Raw genomic sequence first — 18,043 nt, forward strand, 5'->3', positions numbered from 1 at the left:
GTAGTGCCGAGCCATGCTCGGCAAGGGCATTACCGGTACAGCCTCTGCCGAGCATGGCTCGGCACTACCGAAGGGCATTACCGGTACAGCCTCTGCCGAGCATGGCGCGGCACTACCGAAGGGCATTACCGGTACAGCCTCTGCCGAGCATGGCTCGGCACTACCGGTTGCCGGTTGCCGGCCCCACAACGCAACAGGCCCGCTTGCGCGGGCCTGTTGCGGTCAGGTGCCCAAGGCTTATCAGCTGGACAGGTGTTCGATCGCGGCCACGCTGCCGAGGCGGTCACCCAGCGTACGCAGCAGCGCCAGCCGGTTGCCGCGCAGGGCAAGGTCATCGGCATTCACCATCACCGCATCGAAGAACGCATCGACCTGCGGGCGCAGCCGGGCCAGTCGGCCGAGCACGGCCACATAGTCCTTGTGCGCCAGCGCGGTGCCGGTGTCGTCGATGGCAGCGGTGACGGCTTCGGCCAGTTCGCTCTCGGCCGGCTCGCGCAGCAGTGCCGGGTCGATCATGGCCGGGATGGCGCCGTCGGCCTTGCGCAGGATGTTGCGGATGCGCTTGTTGGCCGCGGCCAAGGCCTCGGCTTCCGGCAGCTGGGCAAAGGTGCCGATGGCATCGATGCGGCGATCGAAGTCGTACAGCGAAGCCACGCGCAGTTCGGCGACGGCATTGAAGTGGGTGGCCGGCACGCCCTTGTCGGCGTAATAGCCCTTCAGGCGGTCGATGATGAAATCGTAGAGCTCGCCCGCATCGGCCTGCACATTGCGCTCGGCAAGACCCGCATTGGCCGAAGCCAGCAACGCCGGCAGATCCAGGTCAAAACCCGACTCGATGATGCTGCGTGCCAGACCCAAGGCATTACGACGCAGCGCGAACGGATCCTTGTTGCCGGTCGGCTTCAGGCCAGCGGCAAAGCCACCGGCCAGCGTGTCCAGGCGCTCGGCAATGGCCAGCACCTTGCCCAGCAGCGACAGTGCGATGTCATCGGCGGCGAAGCGCGGCTGGTAGCTCTCGTCGATGGCCAGCGCCACCGACGGTGATTCGCCACCGGCGACGGCGTAGTGACGCCCAGCAATGCCCTGCAGCTCCGGGAACTCGTTGACCATGCGCGACTGCAGGTCGTTCTTGGCCAGCTCGGCAGCACGCTTGGCCTGCACCGGATCGGCACCCACCTGCGGTGCGATGATCTGCGCCAGCGCGCTGACGCGCTGCACCTTGTCGGCGACGCTGCCCAGCTTGGCCTGGTAGGTGACGGTCTTCAGGCCATCGCCCATGCCGACCAGACCCTGCTTGAGGTCTTCGTCGAAGAAGAACTTGGCATCGGAGAAGCGCGGGCGGATGACGCGCTCGTAGCCCTTGGAAACCTCGGCCACGTCCCTGGATTCGATGTTGGCGATACCGATGAACTTCTCGGTCAGCTTGCCGCCGGCATCGAGCACCGGGAAGAACTTCTGGTTGATCTCCATGGTCTCGATCAACGCTTCCTGCGGCACGGCCAGGAATTCGCGCTCGAAACTGCACAGCACCGCCGCCGGCCATTCGACCAGGTTGACCACCTGCTCCAGGTTGTCGTCGGTGATGCGGGCCACGCCGCCAGCCTGTGCGGCTGCGGCATTGACCTCGGCGACGATGCGCTCGCGGCGCGCGTCGGCGTCGACCAGCACGTTGGCGGCCTTCAGCGATTCAACGTAGTCGGCCGGGTTGCTCAGCCATACCTGCTTGTCGGCCATGAAACGGTGGCCACGGCTGAAGCGGTCGGAGGTCAGGCCCAGCAGCTCGGCCGGCACGATGTCGTTGCCGTGCAGCAGCACCAGCCAATGCACCGGACGGGCGAAGGCGTATTCGTGGCTGCCCCAGCGCATCGGCTTGGGGATCGGCATGGCGGCGATGGCTTCGCGCAGGATCTCCGGCAGCAGGCTGGCGGTCTGCGCGCCCGGGGTCACCGAACGCAGCACGAAACGCTCGCCCTTGGCATCGGTGGTGCGCTCCAGCGCGGTCCAGTCGATGCCGGCCTTGGCAGCAAAGCCCTGCAGCGCCTTGGTCGGCTCGCCATTGGCGTCCAGTGCGATGTTCAGGTACGGACCAAACACTTCCGAGTGCTGCTCGGGCTGTTCGGTTTCCACGCCCGGCAACAGCACGGCCAGGCGACGCGGGGTCGACAGCGGCTTGGCATCGCCACGCTCGAAAGCCACGCCACGCTTGGCCAGGCCATCGATCACGCCATCGAAGAAGGCCTGCGCCAGGCCCGGCAGCGCCTTGACCGGCAGCTCTTCCACGCCCAGTTCGATCAGCAGCGGTTTCATCTCACTCATATGACGTCCTTGCGCACCGACAGCAGGTCGCTGCGCCCAGTTTGGGGGAATACGGAAACTTCAGGCGCCGGATCGCGGCGCTTTTGCAGGAACAACATCACCAACCCGGCAACCGGGGCCAGAACCCAACCAAAGATCAGCCAGAGAAGCACACTGCGTCCGGTACCACGTGCCCATGCTGCGAGCCCGATACCGGCCAGAAAATTCACATAACCGACGCTGGCAAGTCCTTCGACCCCAGCCAGGCTCACGAGGTCTGTTCCTTCGCTGCCACGGCTTCGATGCGCTTGGCCTCGTACAGCTTGGCCACCGCCTGGGCCAGCGCGCGCACGCGCAGGATGTAGCGCTGGCGCTCGGTCACCGAGATGGCGCGGCGTGCGTCGAGCAGGTTGAACGAATGCGAGGCCTTGCAGACCTGTTCATAGGCCGGGAGCGGCAGGCCGGCTTCCACCAGCTTCTGTGCTTCCTTCTCGCAGGCGTCGAAGCGATGGAACATTTCTTCCACGTCGGCGTACTCGAAGTTGTAGGTGCTCTGCTCCACCTCGTTCTGGTGGTAGACATCGCCATAGGTGACCGGGGTGCCGTCCGGACCGTAGGTCCAGATCAGGTCGTAGACGTTGTCGCAGTTCTGCAGGTACATGCAGAGCCGCTCCAGGCCGTAGGTGATTTCGCCCAGCACCGGCTTGCACTCCAGGCCACCGGCCTGCTGGAAGTAGGTGAACTGGGTGACTTCCATGCCGTTGAGCCAGATTTCCCAGCCCAGGCCCCAGGCGCCCAGGGTCGGCGATTCCCAGTTGTCCTCGACGAAGCGCAGGTCATGCACCAGCGGGTCGATGCCCAGCGCCTTGAGCGAATCCAGGTAGAGCTGCTGGATGTTGTCCGGGCTCGGCTTCATCGCCACCTGGTACTGGTAGTAGCGCTGCAGGCGGTTGGGGTTCTCGCCGTAGCGGCCGTCGGTGGGACGGCGCGAGGGCTGCACGTAGGCGGCATTCCAGCTTTCCGGGCCGATCGAGCGCAGGAAGGTGGCCGGATGGAAGGTGCCGGCACCGACCTCCAGGTCCAGCGGCTGGATCAAGACACAGCCCTGTTTCGCCCAGAAATCATTGAGGGTCTGGATCAGTCCCTGGAAGGTAATCGAAACGGGGGGAGTCGCGGACATGCTGCCTGAGCCGTACGTAAGGGGTGCGTTAGTATAGCGACCGACCGCGCGATGGCCGCGCCAGCAAGGGGTTTGGGGTGGAAAACGCGGCTCTGGAAGGCACTCAGGCACCGTCACCGCAGGTGGCTATCGCCCCGGGAAGGCTGCAGTTTTCCAATATCGCCAGCGCCCTGCTGGCCGACGGGCTGGTGGCCGCGCACGACCAGGAACGCATCCGTTTCTCTGCCCAGGGCGCGCGCAATGCCAGTGAAGTGCACCCGCTGGTACTGCTGGCCAACCTGAAACTGGCAGCCGCCACCGGAGCCGGCGAGCTCGGCCTGGAGCGCCTGACCGAATGGCTGGCCGCACGCACCCATACCCGTTATCTGCGTATCGATCCGACCCGCGTGGACGTGTCCGGCGCCACCGCCGTGGTCTCCCATGCCTATGCGCGCCGCCACCGCATCCTGCCGCTGGGTATGGACAGCGAGCGTGTGCTGGTGGCCACCAGCGAGCCGATGGCACGCGACTGGATACCCGACCTGCAGCACCTGACCCGCCGCCGCATCGACATGGTGCTGGTCAATCCGCTGGACCTGCACCGTTACTCGATGGAGTTCTTCGGCGTCACCCGCTCGGTGCGCGGCGCGCGCAGCGACGCCCGTGACAGCAGCAACGGCATCACCCCGCCCAGTTTCGAGCAGTTGGTGGAGCTGGGCAGCGCCGGTGACGTCAACGCCGACGACCACCATGTGGTCAGCATCGTCGACTGGTTGCTGCAGTACGCCTACGAGCAGCGCGCCAGCGACATCCATATGGAGCCGCGCCGCGACAAGGGCCGCGTGCGCTTCCGCATCGACGGCGTGCTGCACAAGGTGTTCGAACTGCCGCCGTCGGTGATGACCGCGGTGATCAGCCGGGTCAAGGTGCTGGGTCGCATGGACCTGGCCGAGCGCCGGCGCCCGCAGGACGGCCGCATCAAGACCCGCTCGCCGGGTGGGCGCGAAGTGGAAATGCGCCTGTCGACCATGCCCACCGCCTTCGGCGAAAAGTGCGTGATGCGTATCTTCGACCCGGACTCGGCGTTCAAGAGCATCGAGCAGCTGGGTTTCAGCCCGGAAGAAGCTGCTGGCTGGAACGATTTGGTGGCGCGCCCGCACGGCATCGTGCTGGTCACCGGCCCGACCGGCTCCGGCAAGACCACCACCCTGTACTCCACGCTCAAGCGCCTGGCCACACCGGACGTGAACGTTTGCACGGTGGAAGACCCGATCGAAATGATCGCGCCGGAGTTCAACCAGATGCAGGTGCAGGCCAATATCGACCTGGACTTCGCCTCCGGCGTGCGCACCCTGCTGCGCCAGGACCCGGACATCATCATGATCGGCGAAATCCGCGACCTGGAAACCGCACAGATGGCGGTGCAGGCCTCGCTGACCGGTCACCTGGTGCTGTCCACGCTGCACACCAATGACGCGCCCTCGGCGATCACCCGCCTGCTCGACCTGGGCGTGCCGCATTACCTGATCGCCTCCACCGTCAACGGCGTGCTGGCGCAGCGTCTGGTGCGCACCCTGTGCCCGCACTGCAAGGCGCCAGACACGCTGACGGACGCCGATTGGGCACCACTACGTCATGCCCATGAAGCATTACCAGATGTGGTCACGGCATATGCGCCGGTCGGTTGCCTGGAGTGCCGGCGCACCGGTTACATGGGCCGGATCGGCCTGTATGAGCTGCTACCACTGGGGTCGCGACTGCGCGCCCTGATCACCCGCGACATGGATCTGGCCGGATTCAGCAAGGCCGCAGCGGCAGACGGACTGCGCACCCTGCGCCGCACCGGGCTTGAAAAGGTGGCCGCAGGGCTGACTACAATCGAGGAAGTCCTGTCAGTACTGCCGCCGCCGGAATGAAGTCCCAGCCGTTCTTGATCGTTGAAACCGGGCAACCGTTCCCGACGCTGCGCCGTTACGGCCGCTTCCCACACTGGATCCGCGTCGCCGCCGGGCTGGAAGAAGCGGACACCGTGGTGGTCAACGTCGAGCACGGCGAGCAGCTGCCCGAACGTAGCGATTTCGCCGCCACCATCGTCACCGGCTCGGCCGCCTTCGTCACCGATCGCGCTGACTGGAGCGAGCGCAGCGCCGACTGGCTGCGCGACGCCGCCCACGCCGGCATGCCGCTGCTCGGCATCTGCTACGGCCACCAGCTGCTGGCGCATGCCTTGGGCGGGGAAGTGGCCTACAACCCGGCCGGGCGCGAGTCCGGCACCATCCAGCTGGAGCTGGAAGCCCCGGCTTCGGCCGATCCGCTGTTCGCCGGCCTGCCGGCCAGCTTCCCGGCCCACGCCACCCACCTGCAGACGGTATTGCGCGCGCCCGAAGGCGCCACCGTGCTGGCCCGCTCGGTGCAGGACAACTGCCACGCCTTCCGCTGGGGCGAACAGGCCTGGGGCCTGCAGTTCCACCCGGAATTCGCCACCCACCATATGCGCGGCTATGTGCGCGCCCGCGCCGACTGCATCGCCCGCCACGGCGGCTGCGCCCGCAGCGTCGCCCGCGAGGTCAGCGCCGCGCCGCTGGCCCGGCAACTGCTGCGCCGCTTCGTGCGCCACGTCCGCCGCGAGACGCATTGAACCTGTTTGGCTGCACCCAACCCCTGTAGTGCCGAGCCATGCTCGGCAGAGGCTTTACCGGCAATCCAACCCGTAGTGCCGAGCCATGCTCGGCAGAGGCCTTCCCGGTAAAGCCCCTGCCGAGCATGGCTCGGCACTACCAACCGCCCCTTCGCTGCGCGAAAGGGCGGGAGCAAACCCCGCCGTTACTTTGTCCTCATAAACCCGACCCGGGTTTCAGGCGATAATCCGCCCAGCGCCGGCGTGTTGCCCGCGCACTCCCCCGCTTCGGAATTGCAATGAGCGAGATTCGCAAGGTACCGGCCTCTGCCGGTGCGGAATGGCTGCTGACCGGTTTTGGCCTGCTCAAGCGCGCGCCGCTGGCGCTGGGTTCGCTGGGCATCCTGTGGGGCGTCGGCACCTCGCTGGTGCTGTCGCTGTCGATGCTGGTGCCGGCGCTGGGCACCGTGGTGCAGCTGCTGCTGTTGTTGGCCGGCCCCTTGTTCATGGGCGGCATGCTGTGGGCGATCCGCGAGGTCGACCAGGGCCGGACCGCCAGGCCGGCGCACCTGCTGCAGGGCGTACAGGAAGGCCGTGCGCCGCACCTGCTGGTGGCCCTGCTGCCGCAGCTGTTTGCTGCCCTGCTGCTGGGCACGCTGCTGTTGGTGCTGGTCGGCACCGATGGCCTGCAACAGCTGTCGGTGGTGATGGTCAAGCTCAACGAGCTCAGCCAATCCGGTGCACAGCCGGACCCGGCACAGATCGAGGCACTGGTGGCGACGCTGCCGGCCGGGCGCATCCTGCTGTGGTTGCTGTTGCTGATCGCCAGCTTCGTCGCGCTGACGCTTGCACTGTTCGTGATGCCGCCGCAGGTGATGTTCGAACGCTCCGGTGGCATGCACGCGCTGCGCGAAAGCCTGCGCGCCAGCATCCACAACCTGCCGGCGATGCTGGTGTTCTTCGTACTGGCCTTCATCGCCATTTTCGCGATCTATTTCGCGGTGATCATCGTGGCGCTGTTCATCGGCCTGATTGCCGGCCAGGGCGCCGCCATGGCCATTGCCCAGCTGCTGCTGATGGCGATCCTGATGCCGGTGTTTGCAGGTGCCGTGTATGCGGCCTGGAAGCAGATGCTGGCTCCGGCCGATGCGACCGGCCCGACCCCGCCGCCGGTAAGCAGCGGTCACGTGTTCGAAGCCTGATCCAGGCTGTCACCTTGCTTGCAGAAGGGCCGCGCAGCGATGCGCGGCCTTTTTGTTTCACACCGTGTCGCGGCTGCGCTTGGTCAGGTACATGGCCTGGTCGGCAGCGTGCAGCAGGGCATCCACTTCGGCACCATCGGCCGGGTAGGCCGCCAGGCCGATACTGGCACCGATGCTCAGGGTCACCTGCTCGCCATCGCGCTGGTATCGCATGGGAGCCAGCAGCGACTCGCTCACCCGCTCCATCAGACGATGGGCATCGTTGATGTCGTCGAGCTCTTCGAGCACCAGCGCGAATTCGTCGCCGCCCAACCTGGCCACCGTGTCGTTCTCACGCAGTGCGCCGCGAAGCCGTGCGGCCAGCTCGATCAGCACCGCATCGCCGGCACCGTGACCCCAGGTGTCGTTGACCTCCTTGAACCGGTCCACGTCCACATAGACCAGCGCGAACATGCCGCCATGGCGTTGCGCGCGGTGGTGGGCGCTCTCCAGCCGGTCCATGAACAAGGCCCGGTTGGGCAGCCCGGTCAGCATGTCGTGCATGGCCAGATGGCGCATTTCCTGCTCCATCTGCTTGCGCTGCTCGACTTCGATCTCCAGCTGGCGGTTGCGCTCGGACAGCTCGCTCAACGCATCGCGCAACGCGACCCGGTGCCGGTACAACTCCAGGAACACCTGCACCTTGGACAGCAGGATGGTGGCTTCCAGTGGCTTGGCCATGTAGTCCACCGCGCCGAAACCATAGCCCTTGAGCCGGTGCACGTCGTCTGCGTACGTCGCGGTGACGAAGATGATCGGGGTCTGCCGGGTGGTTTCTTCCTGCGACAGGATCTCGGCCACTTCGAAGCCGTTGATGTCCGGCATGTAGACATCCAGCAGCACCAGCGCGAACTCATCGTCCAGCGTCGCCTTCAGCGCATCGTTGCCGCAGGCCGCCTCGACCACGTCCACGTCGAGCTTGGCCAGCACCCGGCGGATCACCAGCAGGTTGGCGGGGTTGTCATCCACCGCAAGGATCTTGGGGCGTTGCACTGCCGCCGGCTTGGTCACGAGCATAATGCTTCCAGCAAAAAGGGAATTTCAGGGAGCGGCAGGCAATGGTCGGCGCCAGCCAGCTCCAGTGCGGCGGCAGGCATCATAGCCACTTGCGCCGTTTCCGGGTCCTGAACGATCAGTGTGCCACCAGAGCGTCGTATCCGCGCGCACCCTTCGGCACCGTCGGAATTCGCCCCGGTCATCAACACCGCCAGCACCTGTCCGCGCCAGACCTCGGCCGCAGATTCAAACAGAACATCGATCGAAGGGCGTGAAAATGCCACCCGTGGGTCGATGCTGAGGGCAAAACGGCCGTTGCGCTCGATCAGCAGGTGGTAGCCGGACGGGGCCACATAGACCTTCCCGGGCTCGGGTAGCTGGCGTTCTTCAGCCTCCTCCACCGGCAGCCCGCTACGGCTGGCCAGCAGCTCGCAGAACACCCGCATATCCTCCGAACCGCTGTGGCAGACCACCACCATCGGCACCGGCAGCGGCCCTGACAGCCCGCCCAGCAGCTGATGCAGGGCGGCAAGCCCGCCCGCCGAGCACCCCACCACAACGACTTGTGGAGGCTGCCCGGACGCGGTTTTCACAGCAAGCCCCCGGCGTTGCGGTACAGCCGCAGTTCGGCATCCAGCGGCACGAAATCGCGCGCACTGGGGGCGAAGCGGATCGACTCGCGGTTGCCCAGGCACAGGAAACCACCACGGCTGAGGCTGCTGCGGAACAGGCCCAGCACCCTGTCCTGCAGCGTGTCGGAGAAATAGATCAGCACATTGCGGCACAGGATCAGCTGCGCCTCGGTGAACACGCCGTCGCAGACCAGGTTGTGGTTGGCGAAGGTGACCCGCTCCTTGAGCCGCTCATCCAGCTTCATGAAGTCGTAGCGGGCGTGGTAGTAATCGGACAGCGTGTGACGGCCACCGGCCGCCAGGTAATTCTCCGAGTACAGGCGCGCGTCGCGGATCGGGAAGATGCCTTCCTGCGCCTTGGCCAGCGCCTCATCACTGAAGTCGGTGGCGTAGATCTGGCAGCGGTCGTACAGCCCGGCTTCCTTCAGCAGGATGGCCAGCGAATAGACCTCCTGCCCGTGCGCGCAACCGGCCTGCCAGATATTGATCTGCGGGTAGGAGGCCAGCACCGGGAATACTTCGTCGCGCAGCTTGCGGAACACCGCCGGGTTGCGAAACATCTCCGATACCGGCACCGACAGTTTGGCAATCACCTGCGGCACCATCTCGTCTTCACGCAGCACGCGCGCGGTCAGCTCACTCACCGTGGGCAGGTCCAGCCCATGCGCCAGCGCCAGCACCCGCCGCTTCAACGAAGACGGGGCGTAACCGGTGAAGTCATAGCCATGCCGCCGCGACATCGCGGTGATGAAGGCATCGACCTCGATGTCGTCGATGTCATCACGCGATGCCTGCGGTGCGATGGGGCCTACTTTTGCAGCCATACACGCATCATCGACAACAGCTTGTCCAGGTCCACCGGCTTGGTGAGGTAATCATTGGCGCCGGCATCCAGGCACTTGTCGCGATCACCATGCATCGCCTTGGCGGTGACGGCGATGATCGGCAGGTTGCTCCATTGCGGCAGCTTGCGGATCTCGCGGGTGGTTTCGTAACCATCCATGCCCGGCATCATGATGTCCATCAGCACCAGCTCGATGGACGGATTTTCCTCCAGCTGCTGCAGCGCCTTGTAGCCGTCCTGCGCCATCGACACATTCACCCCGCGCGCGCGCAGCGACTTGGACAGGGCAAACAGGTTGCGCATGTCGTCATCGACCAGCAGCACCTGGCGGCCGCCCAGATTGTTGTCATCGGCCGGGGTGGCGTTGGCACCGCGCGAGCCGATGCTGTGCAGGAACAGGCTCACTTCATCGAGCAGGCGCTCGGGCGAGCGCTGGCCCTTGATCACGATGCTGTCGGTGTACTGGCGCAGCTTGAGGCTGTCTTCGCGGCTCAGGTCCTGGCCGGAGTAGATCACCACCGGCGGCACTGCCACCAGGGTGGCCGCCTTCTCCAGGAACTCGATGCCGGAGATGCCGCCCAGGTTGAGATCCAGCACGATGCAGTCGTAGCTGTGGGTGGCAATGCGTTCCAGTGCTTCTTCGCCGGAGGCGACCTGGTCGATCTCGACGTTGTCCGCCTGCAGCAGGCGGGTCAGCGCCAGCCGCGAATCCGGATCATCGTCGACCAGCAACAGCTTGCGCACGATCTTGCCGGCCACATCCAGCAGATGGTCGAAGGCGGCAACCAGCGCCTTGCGATCCACCGGCTTTGTCAGGTAGCCGACCGCACCCAGGGCGACACCGCGAGCGGCTTCATCGACGGCGGAAATGAAGTGCACCGGGATGGCAGCGGTGACCGGATCGTGCTTGAGATGCTGCAGCACCGACCAACCGTCCATGCCCGGCAACATCACATCCAACAGGATGCCAGTGGGACGATAGCGACGCGCCAGTTCCAGGCCACTCTCGCCATCGGCGGCGGCAAGTGCGCGGTGGCCCTTGCGGCGGATCAGGTCGACCAGGATACGGGCGAAGGCCGGATCGTCTTCCACCGTCAGGATCACGGTTTCACCCGCCGCAATGGCGTGGCGGTCATCGGGAATCCAGTCAATCAGCTGCGCGGTAGCCGCGCGCGCCGGGCCCGGCGTGGGCGCAGGCCGCTGCTCGATGCTGGCCTGCGTCGCCGCCACTGCGCTGCTGAGGCCGGCCGACAACAGCGGCAGCACCAGGCTGAAGCTGCTGCCCTTGCCCTGTTCGCTGTCCACCACCAGCTGCCCGCCCAGCAACTGCGCCAGGCGCCGCGCGATCGCCAGCCCCAAACCGCTGCCACCGTAATGGCGGCTGGTGCTGGAATCGACCTGCTCGAAGGCTTCGAAGATCGAGTCCAGGCGTTCCTCGGGAATACCGATGCCGGTATCACGCACCGTCAGCGCCACATGCTGGTCGTCGGCAGCGGCGCCGATGCGGGTCAGCATGGCGCTTTCGGCCATCGCCATGTGCAGGGTCACCGAGCCTTCGCGGGTGAACTTGAAGGCGTTGCCGAGCAGGTTGTTGAGTACCTGCTGCAGCTTCGAACGATCGGTGACCAAGGCGTCGGGCATCGACGGGGCCACATCGATGGCGAACTCCAGCCGGTTCTCCATCGCCATATGGCGGAAGTGGCGCATCACCTCGCGGGTGATGGCGTCGATCTTCACTTCCTCGCGGTGCACGTCCATCTTGCCGGCCTCGATCTTGGACAGATCGAGGATGTCGTTGATCAGCCGCAGCAGGTTGGAGCCGGAGTCGTGGATGACCGCAGCCGCCTCCACTTCCTCCACGTCCAGATGCCCGCTCTCGTTCTCGGCCAGCTCCTTGGACAGGATCAGCAGGCTGTTGAGTGGCGTGCGCAGCTCGTGCGACATATTGGCCAGGAAGTCGGTCTTGTACTGGCTGGCACGCGCCAGCTCCTGCGCCTTGAACTCGGTCTCGCGCTGCAATACCTGCAGCACGTCCTTCTGCTCGTTGAGCACTTCGGTCTTCTGCCGCAGCTCTTCGTTGGAGGCCTGCAGTTCCTCGGCCTGCACGCGCAGTTCTTCTTCCGAGGCGGACAGGCGCTGGGCCTGCTCTTCCAGCTCGACGGTCTTGCCCTGCAGTTCTTCGTTGGTGGCGCGCAGTTCTTCTTCCTGCGCCTGCAAGGCCAGCTGCGACACCTGCAGCTCTTCGGCCTGGGCACGGGTGTGGTCCAGCAGCAGCTGGGTCTCGTCGGCGCGGCAGATATTGTCCAGGCCCAGCGCCACGGTCGGCAGCACCGAGTCGATGAAGGCTTCCTGGGTGGCGTTGAAGTGGCCGAAGGTGCCGAATTCGAACACGCCCAGCAGGCGGTCCTTCAGCAGCAGCGGCACCGCCACCAGATGACGCGGCTGCGCCTCGCCCAGCGCCGAGTGCACGCCGAAGAAGTCATCCGGCACCTGCTGCACGCTGATGCGTTTGCGCTCCAGCGCCGCCTGCCCGATCAGTCCGTCGCCCAGCCCGTATTGCAGGCCCAGGTGCTTGCGCCGCTGGAAGCCGTAGCTGCCCTGCAGGTGCAGCTGCTTTTCTTCCTCATTCCATGCAAAGAACACGCCGATAGGCGCGTCGATGCGCGGCGCGATCTGCGACACCAATGCCTGCGCGTAGTCGGCCGGGGTCTGTGCGGTCTGCAGCTCGGCTCCCACTTCGCCGACACTGAGCTTGACCCAGTTGGCATCACGCGACTCCAGCGAATTGCGCCGGAACACCTCCAGCGCGCGTGCGATCTCACCGATTTCATCACCGCGGTGCAGACCGGCGATCTCGACGTCCAGATCGCCATTGGACAGGCGCGTCATCTTGTCGGTGAGACGGTTGATCGGGTTGACCACCAACCGCGAGATCATCCACAGCGCAAGCAGGATGATGATGAAGCCCAGCACCAGCAGTACCAGCGAGATCGTGTGCGCGCGGGCGATCCAGCTGCTCATCTGGCCGCGGTCACTGAGCAGTTGGGTCATCTCCGCGTCGTAGATCCCATCCAGCGCGTCTGCCAGTGCATTGCCCTGGCCGCCGTTGCTGAGCGCATCCAGCTGTTGCGCCTGGCTGAGCGGTTCCGCGCCGGCGGCTGGCCTCAGCACCGCCATCAGCTCGTTGTCCCAGTTGCGGGCCTGGGCCTGCATGCGGCGCAGCTGCTCGGCCACCGGGTCGGTACCGGCAGCGGTCACCGCGGCGGTCAATGCAGCATCACGGCGCTCGCGCTGCTTGGCCATCACGTCCATATGCCGCTCGCCGTCGCCGAGCAGGTAATTGCGGACCGCGATCTGCTGCAGGCGCACGGCCTGGATCGCATCCTCAACCTGGCGGATCACCTCGATCTGCACGCCTTCATGGCGGCGCGCGTCGTCATCCCGCCCCGAGGTGCGGTAACTGACCACGCTGGTGGCCAGGAAACACAGGAAAACCAAGCCAAATGCCGCCAGCATCTTGCTCAGCAACGGCACATTGTTGATCCAGCTACTCTTCTTTTGCGTCATGCAGGTGTCCCCCGGGGTGCCACCACGCCTGCCAATCCGCGCGGCCTCTTTTCAGTGAAAAATAGCGCAGATTGCCGACAACCGCCTGCTGCGGTTGAATCAGGACTTCGCGGTCTTGCCCTGGTCGCGTGGCTGCAGCCAACGGGCCGCATGTATGCCCAATTCGTAAAGGAAACACATGGGTATCGCCAGCATCAGCTGCGACACCACATCCGGCGGGGTCAGCACCGCCGCCAGCACAAAGATACCGACAATCGCGTAACCACGGCCTTCACGCAGCTGCTGCGGGCTCACCCAGCCCAGCAGGACCAGGATCACCATCGCCACCGGCAGCTCGAAGCTGGCACCGAAGGCAAAGAAGATGGCCAGCACGAAATCCAGATACGCGCTGGCATCAGGCGTGATGGCGATCACGTCCGGGCGGAAGGTGGTCAGGAAATGGAATACCGCCGGCAGCACCAGGAAATATGCGAACGCGCAGCCGATATAGAACAGCGCGACCGCCGAACCCAGCAGGGGCAGCGCAAGGCGCTTCTCGCGGGCATACAGGGCCGGTGCCACGAAGGCCCAGGCCTGGTACAGCAGCCACGGCACCGCCACGAACAGGGCGGCAAAGAAGGTCAGCTTCAGCGGCGCGAAGAACGCACCGGCCGGATTGGTGGCAATCATCGATTGCCCGGCCGGCAGCTGCGAGATCAGCGGCGTGGCCAGATGGGTGTACAGGGTGCGCGAAAACGGCATCAGCGCCAGCAGCACCACGCCCAGGCCCAGCAGCGCGCGCACCACCCGCGAGCGCAGCTCGATCAGGTGCTCGATAAGGCTGCTTTCGTTGAGATCGGCCGCGCTCATGGCGTCCGCTCCGGGTTTGCCGGCGCCTGCTCGGCGCTTGCCGGCACATCACTCAAAGGGATGCTGCGGTTGATCTCGGGGTCGATCACGGCCTCACTGACTGGCGCGGCGGCCACTTCCTGCGGGGCCGGTTCCGCCGTTGCGGGCGGCTGCCCATCGGCGGTGGCGGTCGGGCGTGGCGCGATGGTGCGCGGCTCGATCACCCGCTCGGCGGCCGATTCCGGCAGCTCCACTTCGCGCTTGAAGGCATCGGCCTCGTTGCGCACCTGCCCGGCCTGGTCGCGCAGCCCGGCCTCGGCCTGCTGCATCGATTGGCGTACATCCTGCAGGTTGCGCTTGAGCTCCTCGGCGTGCAGCTCGCGCTCCAGCTCCTGCTTGACCGAATCCCACTGGTTGCGCGCACGGCGTACCCACAACCCGGCAAAACGCGCTGCCTTGGGCAGACGTTCCGGGCCGAGGACCACCAAGGCCACCACTGCGATCAGCAGCAGTTCGCTGAAGCCGATATCAAACACGTCGTACGCTCAGGATCAGCGCGCGTCGCGGTCGTGCTCGGCCTGCTTTTCGCCGCTCTTGTCGGCATCACGCGATTCGTCGCCCAGCTGTGCAGCCGGCTTGTCCTCGTCACGCATGCCTTTCTTGAACTCTTTGACCGCACTGCCCAGATCCTTGGCGCCGCTCGTCAAACGCTTGGTGCCAAACACCAGCAGGACGATGACCAGCACGACCAACCAGTGCCAGATGCTGAAACTGCCCATGATCTGCTCGCGTTATTCTGTGTGGAGGTTGTCGAGCATAGCGCACAAGGTCTTAATTGATCGCTATGCCAAAGGTCAGTTGCCGCCGTCCAGGCTTTCGGTGCGGATCTCGCCTTCGGAGACCGGCTGGAAGCCCTGCTGCGGTGCCGGTTCAGCGGTGGAATGCTGCAACGGTGCAGTGGTCGCGGTGTCGCTGCCAACGGTATCGGCCACGGGCGCCTGCACGCTGACCGCGTTGCTGCGCGGTGCACTTGCCACCACCGGGGCGACGCTGCCCTGGGTGCCACGCTTTTCCCGCGCGGCATAGGTGGACTCTTCCAGACGGTCACGGAAGGACACGACATCCGACGAGGGCGCGTTGTTCAGGCGACCCTCCAGAATCATGCGCGGCGTGGTGTTCTGGCCGTAGGCATCCAGGTTGGCGGCATCGTCGATCTGCAGCACCGCGCCATCCAGCGCCACGCCTGCAAACAGGCCACGGGCGCGCGACCACGACCAGATCTCGGCCTTGAGCTGACCATCGGTGGCAGCTGCGGCATTGCGACCAACCGGGCCAGCGGCGACGCCAGCGTCGGCACCGAGGGTGAACTTGCCGTTGACGATGTTGTCCAGGCTGCGGTCGTTGCGGAACACCAGGATCACGTCCGACGACTGCACGCCGGCCTGGAAGCCGATGCTGCCTCCGGTAAGCTTGATGAATACGGGATTGGACCAGCTGCCATCGGCCATTTTCACCGACATCAGGCCATGGCCACGACGCCCACCCAGTACCAGACCAGCCTTGATGGTGTCCGGCAGGACGATGATGGCGCGGCCTTCATCCAGCAGTTTGTCGGGGATGGCCTGCTCCGGGATGTCCTGGATCTCACTGAGCACCCGCACCGCATTGCGGGCACGTTGATCTTCCTGCGGACCAGCGACGGCAGTGGTGGACAACAGGCTCGCGGACAACAGCAGAACAAGGCACGGCAGGCGGCGCATGGGTAACTCCGTAGGTCGGTGCGTAGAAAGATAGCGCAAGTGCCTGAAATTAGTAGCGTGGCTCTGAATAGCTGGTGAGCGGGCGAGAGGCATGAGCATCTGTGCCCCCTCCCTTTCGCATCGCGAAGGGGAGGGTTGGGGAGGGGTGATGTCCGCTGCAGACCCGCAGCACTCCCTTCTCTGCCCATACCTGCGAAAATGCCTGGATGTCCAACGCCCCCACTACCGCGTTGCTCGCGGTCAATCTAGGCACGCCCGAGACACCCACCGCCCCTGCGGTGCGGCGCTATCTGGCGGAATTCCTCAGCGACCCCCGTGTGGTCTCGATCCCGGCTTTGCTGTGGAAACCGCTGCTGCATGGGCTGATCCTGCCGCTGCGCAGTGGCCGCTCGGCGCAGAAGTACGCCCAGGTCTGGCTGCCCGAAGGCTCGCCGCTGGCGGTCTACACCCATCGCCTGGCCAAGGCCATGCAACAACAGCTGCCACAGTGGCGGGTGCACGAAGCCATGCGCTACGGCGAACCGGCCATGCTGCCGGCATTGGATGCATTGGCTGCCGAGGGTATCCAGCGCATCGTGGTGCTGCCGCTGTATCCGCAGTACTCGACCACCACCACCGCCTCCATCGAGGACCGCGTGCAGCAATGGCAGGCACACAACCCGAAGGTGACGGTACAGACCATCCGCGACTACGCCGATGACCCGGCCTGGGTTGCCGCGGTCGCCGCCTCCATTGCCGATTATTGGGCTGAACATGGCCGCGGCGGCAAGCTGGTGTTCTCCTTCCATGGCATCCCGCAGCGCCTGGCCGATGCCGGCGATCCCTACCCGCAGCGTTGCCAAGCCAGCGCCAAGGCCATTGCCGCAGCGCTGGGCCTGAGCAGCGATGCGTGGGAACTGGCCTACCAATCGCGATTCGGCCGGGAGCGTTGGCTGCAGCCCTATGCCGAGCCGCGGCTATGGGAACTGGCCGAAAGCGGCATCAAGACCCTGGACGTGGTCTGCCCGGGCTTTGCCACCGACTGCCTGGAAACCCTGGAAGAAGTGCAGATGGGCTTCACCGAAACCCTGGCCGAGCGGGGCGCGCGCATGCGCTACATTCCCTGCCTCAACGACAGCAGCGCCCATGCCGCTGCGTTGGCCGCGCTGGCGGCGGCGCAGCCGGCATGAACGCGACGCCTTTTGAATTGCAGCTCGATGGCATCCGCGTCGCCGGCCTGCGCGCGGGCAACCCGGATGGCCTGAAGGTCCTCGCCCTGCATGGCTGGCTCGACAACGCGGCCAGCTTCCTGCCGCTGGCCGAGCAACTGCCGACGCTGGACCTGGTGATGGTCGACCTGCCCGGCCATGGCTATAGCGACCACCTGCCGCTGACCACGCCGTACACCACGCCGCACGCCATCGTGCAGACCCTGGCAATTGCCGATGCGCTGGGCTGGGACCGCTTTGTACTGCTCGGCCACTCGATGGGTGCCGCGATCGCCAGCCTGGTCGCTGCCGTGGCCGGTGAACGGGTGCAGGCACTGGTATCGATCGAGGCCTTGGGCGGCCTCACCGCACCGGCCGGCGAGACCGTGCAGCGCCTGCGCACCTACGTGGAAGCGATGCTCAAGCTGGACGCCAAGCAGTTGCGGGTATTCCCCGACCTGAGCGCGCCGGTACGTGCGCGGATGATGGTCAACCAGCTCAGCGAGGCCTCGGCGCGCCTGCTGATCGAACGCGGGGTCAAACCGGTCGACGGTGGCTGGAGCTGGCGCAGCGACCCGCGACTGATGCTGCCGACCGCGGTCCGCATGACCGAAGAGCAGGTCTGCGATGTGGTCAGCGCCATCCTCTGCCCGGTGCAGGTGATCTACGCCACCCCGGCCCAGCCTTACTTCCCGGAACCGGAACGCAGCCAGCGTGCGGCGCTGCTGCCGGATGGCCGCCTGCATACCCTGCCCGGCCATCACCATGTGCACATGGATGACCCCGAGGCAGTTGCGCTGATCATTCTCGACTTCATCGCGGCGTTGCCCGACGCCAGCTGAATATGGAGCCCGATGCCAATGGCATCGGCTTCAGTAGTAAGCGCGGCAGCCGATAACTCCGGCATTGCCGTAATC

At 65.6% G+C, this 18,043-nt stretch carries 16 protein-coding genes; 5 read left to right on the plus strand and 11 right to left on the minus strand.

Annotated features, from left to right (window positions below):
• Positions 1-240: 240 nt before the first annotated feature.
• The 3 genes from glyS to glyQ are packed head-to-tail and all read right to left on the minus strand — an operon-like array spanning position 241 to position 3,475.
• Entirely contained in the window at positions 241-2,316 is a 2,076-nt protein-coding gene (gene glyS, locus AC13FW_RS04895) for a glycine--tRNA ligase subunit beta (protein ID WP_482988383.1), read from the minus strand.
• The gene (locus AC13FW_RS04900; protein WP_481546929.1) at positions 2,313-2,567 is read right to left on the minus strand and encodes a hypothetical protein; all 255 of its coding nucleotides are present in this window, start codon (positions 2,565-2,567) and stop codon (positions 2,313-2,315) included. The genes glyS and AC13FW_RS04900 overlap by 4 nt, the downstream gene beginning before the upstream one ends.
• Entirely contained in the window at positions 2,564-3,475 is a 912-nt protein-coding gene (gene glyQ, locus AC13FW_RS04905) for a glycine--tRNA ligase subunit alpha (RefSeq protein WP_296250249.1), read from the minus strand. Before glyQ ends, AC13FW_RS04900 begins: the two co-directional genes overlap by 4 nt.
• Before the next feature lie 122 nt (positions 3,476-3,597).
• Here glyQ and AC13FW_RS04910 point away from each other — a divergent pair, with 122 nt between their 5' ends.
• From AC13FW_RS04910 to AC13FW_RS04920, 3 genes are all read left to right on the plus strand, one after another.
• Positions 3,598-5,370, plus strand: a complete 1,773-nt coding sequence (locus AC13FW_RS04910) for a GspE/PulE family protein (RefSeq protein WP_482988467.1) — start codon at positions 3,598-3,600, stop codon at positions 5,368-5,370.
• On the plus strand, positions 5,367-6,092 hold the full coding sequence (locus AC13FW_RS04915) for a glutamine amidotransferase (protein ID WP_282272688.1): 726 nt from the start codon (positions 5,367-5,369) through the stop codon (positions 6,090-6,092). Before AC13FW_RS04910 ends, AC13FW_RS04915 begins: the two co-directional genes overlap by 4 nt.
• A gap of 278 nt (positions 6,093-6,370) precedes the next feature.
• Positions 6,371-7,273: a BPSS1780 family membrane protein gene (locus AC13FW_RS04920; RefSeq protein WP_343229775.1), complete on the plus strand. Its 903-nt coding sequence runs from the start codon at positions 6,371-6,373 to the stop codon at positions 7,271-7,273.
• 57 nt (positions 7,274-7,330) lie between these two features.
• Here AC13FW_RS04920 and AC13FW_RS04925 read toward each other — a convergent pair whose 3' ends face one another.
• The 8 genes from AC13FW_RS04925 to AC13FW_RS04960 all read right to left on the minus strand — a co-directional run bounded on the left by AC13FW_RS04925 (position 7,331) and on the right by AC13FW_RS04960 (position 15,939).
• A complete protein-coding gene (locus tag AC13FW_RS04925; protein WP_296250246.1) occupies positions 7,331-8,329 on the minus strand; it encodes a diguanylate cyclase domain-containing protein in 999 nt (332 codons plus the stop codon).
• Positions 8,320-8,901: a chemotaxis protein CheB gene (locus AC13FW_RS04930; RefSeq protein ID WP_296250243.1), complete on the minus strand. Its 582-nt coding sequence runs from the start codon at positions 8,899-8,901 to the stop codon at positions 8,320-8,322. Before AC13FW_RS04930 ends, AC13FW_RS04925 begins: the two co-directional genes overlap by 10 nt.
• Positions 8,898-9,764 carry a CheR family methyltransferase gene (locus tag AC13FW_RS04935; protein ID WP_282269405.1) on the minus strand — a complete coding sequence of 289 codons (867 nt, stop codon included), beginning with the start codon at positions 9,762-9,764 and terminating at the stop codon, positions 8,898-8,900. Before AC13FW_RS04935 ends, AC13FW_RS04930 begins: the two co-directional genes overlap by 4 nt.
• Positions 9,749-13,351: a hybrid sensor histidine kinase/response regulator gene (locus AC13FW_RS04940; protein WP_482988384.1), complete on the minus strand. Its 3,603-nt coding sequence runs from the start codon at positions 13,349-13,351 to the stop codon at positions 9,749-9,751. The genes AC13FW_RS04935 and AC13FW_RS04940 overlap by 16 nt, the downstream gene beginning before the upstream one ends.
• Positions 13,352-13,450: 99 nt before the next feature.
• On the minus strand, positions 13,451-14,200 hold the full coding sequence (tatC, locus tag AC13FW_RS04945; RefSeq protein ID WP_482988385.1) for a twin-arginine translocase subunit TatC: 750 nt from the start codon (positions 14,198-14,200) through the stop codon (positions 13,451-13,453).
• Entirely contained in the window at positions 14,197-14,715 is a 519-nt protein-coding gene (tatB, locus tag AC13FW_RS04950; protein WP_296250238.1) for a Sec-independent protein translocase protein TatB, read from the minus strand. The genes tatC and tatB overlap by 4 nt, the downstream gene beginning before the upstream one ends.
• Positions 14,716-14,730: 15 nt before the next feature.
• Positions 14,731-14,958: a Sec-independent protein translocase subunit TatA gene (gene tatA / locus AC13FW_RS04955; RefSeq protein WP_282269413.1), complete on the minus strand. Its 228-nt coding sequence runs from the start codon at positions 14,956-14,958 to the stop codon at positions 14,731-14,733.
• Positions 14,959-15,033: 75 nt separating this feature from the next.
• Entirely contained in the window at positions 15,034-15,939 is a 906-nt protein-coding gene (locus AC13FW_RS04960) for a lipid-binding SYLF domain-containing protein (protein WP_282269415.1), read from the minus strand.
• A 206-nt stretch (positions 15,940-16,145) separates the two neighbouring features.
• Between AC13FW_RS04960 and hemH the strand changes: the two genes are divergently transcribed.
• Together hemH and AC13FW_RS04970 are read left to right on the plus strand one after the other, a co-directional pair.
• Positions 16,146-17,108 (plus strand): ferrochelatase, encoded by a 963-nt coding sequence (gene hemH, locus AC13FW_RS04965; protein WP_482988386.1) that lies wholly within the window; start codon positions 16,146-16,148, stop codon positions 17,106-17,108.
• Positions 17,105-17,968: an alpha/beta fold hydrolase gene (locus AC13FW_RS04970; RefSeq protein ID WP_482988387.1), complete on the plus strand. Its 864-nt coding sequence runs from the start codon at positions 17,105-17,107 to the stop codon at positions 17,966-17,968. The genes hemH and AC13FW_RS04970 overlap by 4 nt, the downstream gene beginning before the upstream one ends.
• The last annotated feature ends 75 nt before the right edge of the window (positions 17,969-18,043 follow it).

Source organism: Stenotrophomonas sp. 21LCFQ19, assembly GCF_056861425.1.

What these genes read in the sequence shown, in the direction of transcription:
- glyQ (WP_296250249.1), bottom strand. Translation starts at nt 3,475, where the DNA reads ATGTCCGCGACTCCCCCCGTTTCGATTACCTTCCAGGGACTGATCCAG.
- tatC (WP_482988385.1), bottom strand. Translation starts at nt 14,200, where the DNA reads ATGAGCGCGGCCGATCTCAACGAAAGCAGCCTTATCGAGCACCTGATC.
- AC13FW_RS04925 (WP_296250246.1), bottom strand. Translation starts at nt 8,329, where the DNA reads ATGCTCGTGACCAAGCCGGCGGCAGTGCAACGCCCCAAGATCCTTGCG.
- AC13FW_RS04940 (WP_482988384.1), bottom strand. Translation starts at nt 13,351, where the DNA reads ATGACGCAAAAGAAGAGTAGCTGGATCAACAATGTGCCGTTGCTGAGC.
- tatA (WP_282269413.1), bottom strand. Translation starts at nt 14,958, where the DNA reads ATGGGCAGTTTCAGCATCTGGCACTGGTTGGTCGTGCTGGTCATCGTC.
- AC13FW_RS04960 (WP_282269415.1), bottom strand. Translation starts at nt 15,939, where the DNA reads ATGCGCCGCCTGCCGTGCCTTGTTCTGCTGTTGTCCGCGAGCCTGTTG.
- hemH (WP_482988386.1), top strand. Translation starts at nt 16,146, where the DNA reads ATGTCCAACGCCCCCACTACCGCGTTGCTCGCGGTCAATCTAGGCACG.
- AC13FW_RS04970 (WP_482988387.1), top strand. Translation starts at nt 17,105, where the DNA reads ATGAACGCGACGCCTTTTGAATTGCAGCTCGATGGCATCCGCGTCGCC.
- AC13FW_RS04920 (WP_343229775.1), top strand. Translation starts at nt 6,371, where the DNA reads ATGAGCGAGATTCGCAAGGTACCGGCCTCTGCCGGTGCGGAATGGCTG.
- AC13FW_RS04915 (WP_282272688.1), top strand. Translation starts at nt 5,367, where the DNA reads ATGAAGTCCCAGCCGTTCTTGATCGTTGAAACCGGGCAACCGTTCCCG.
- AC13FW_RS04935 (WP_282269405.1), bottom strand. Translation starts at nt 9,764, where the DNA reads ATGGCTGCAAAAGTAGGCCCCATCGCACCGCAGGCATCGCGTGATGAC.
- glyS (WP_482988383.1), bottom strand. Translation starts at nt 2,316, where the DNA reads ATGAGTGAGATGAAACCGCTGCTGATCGAACTGGGCGTGGAAGAGCTG.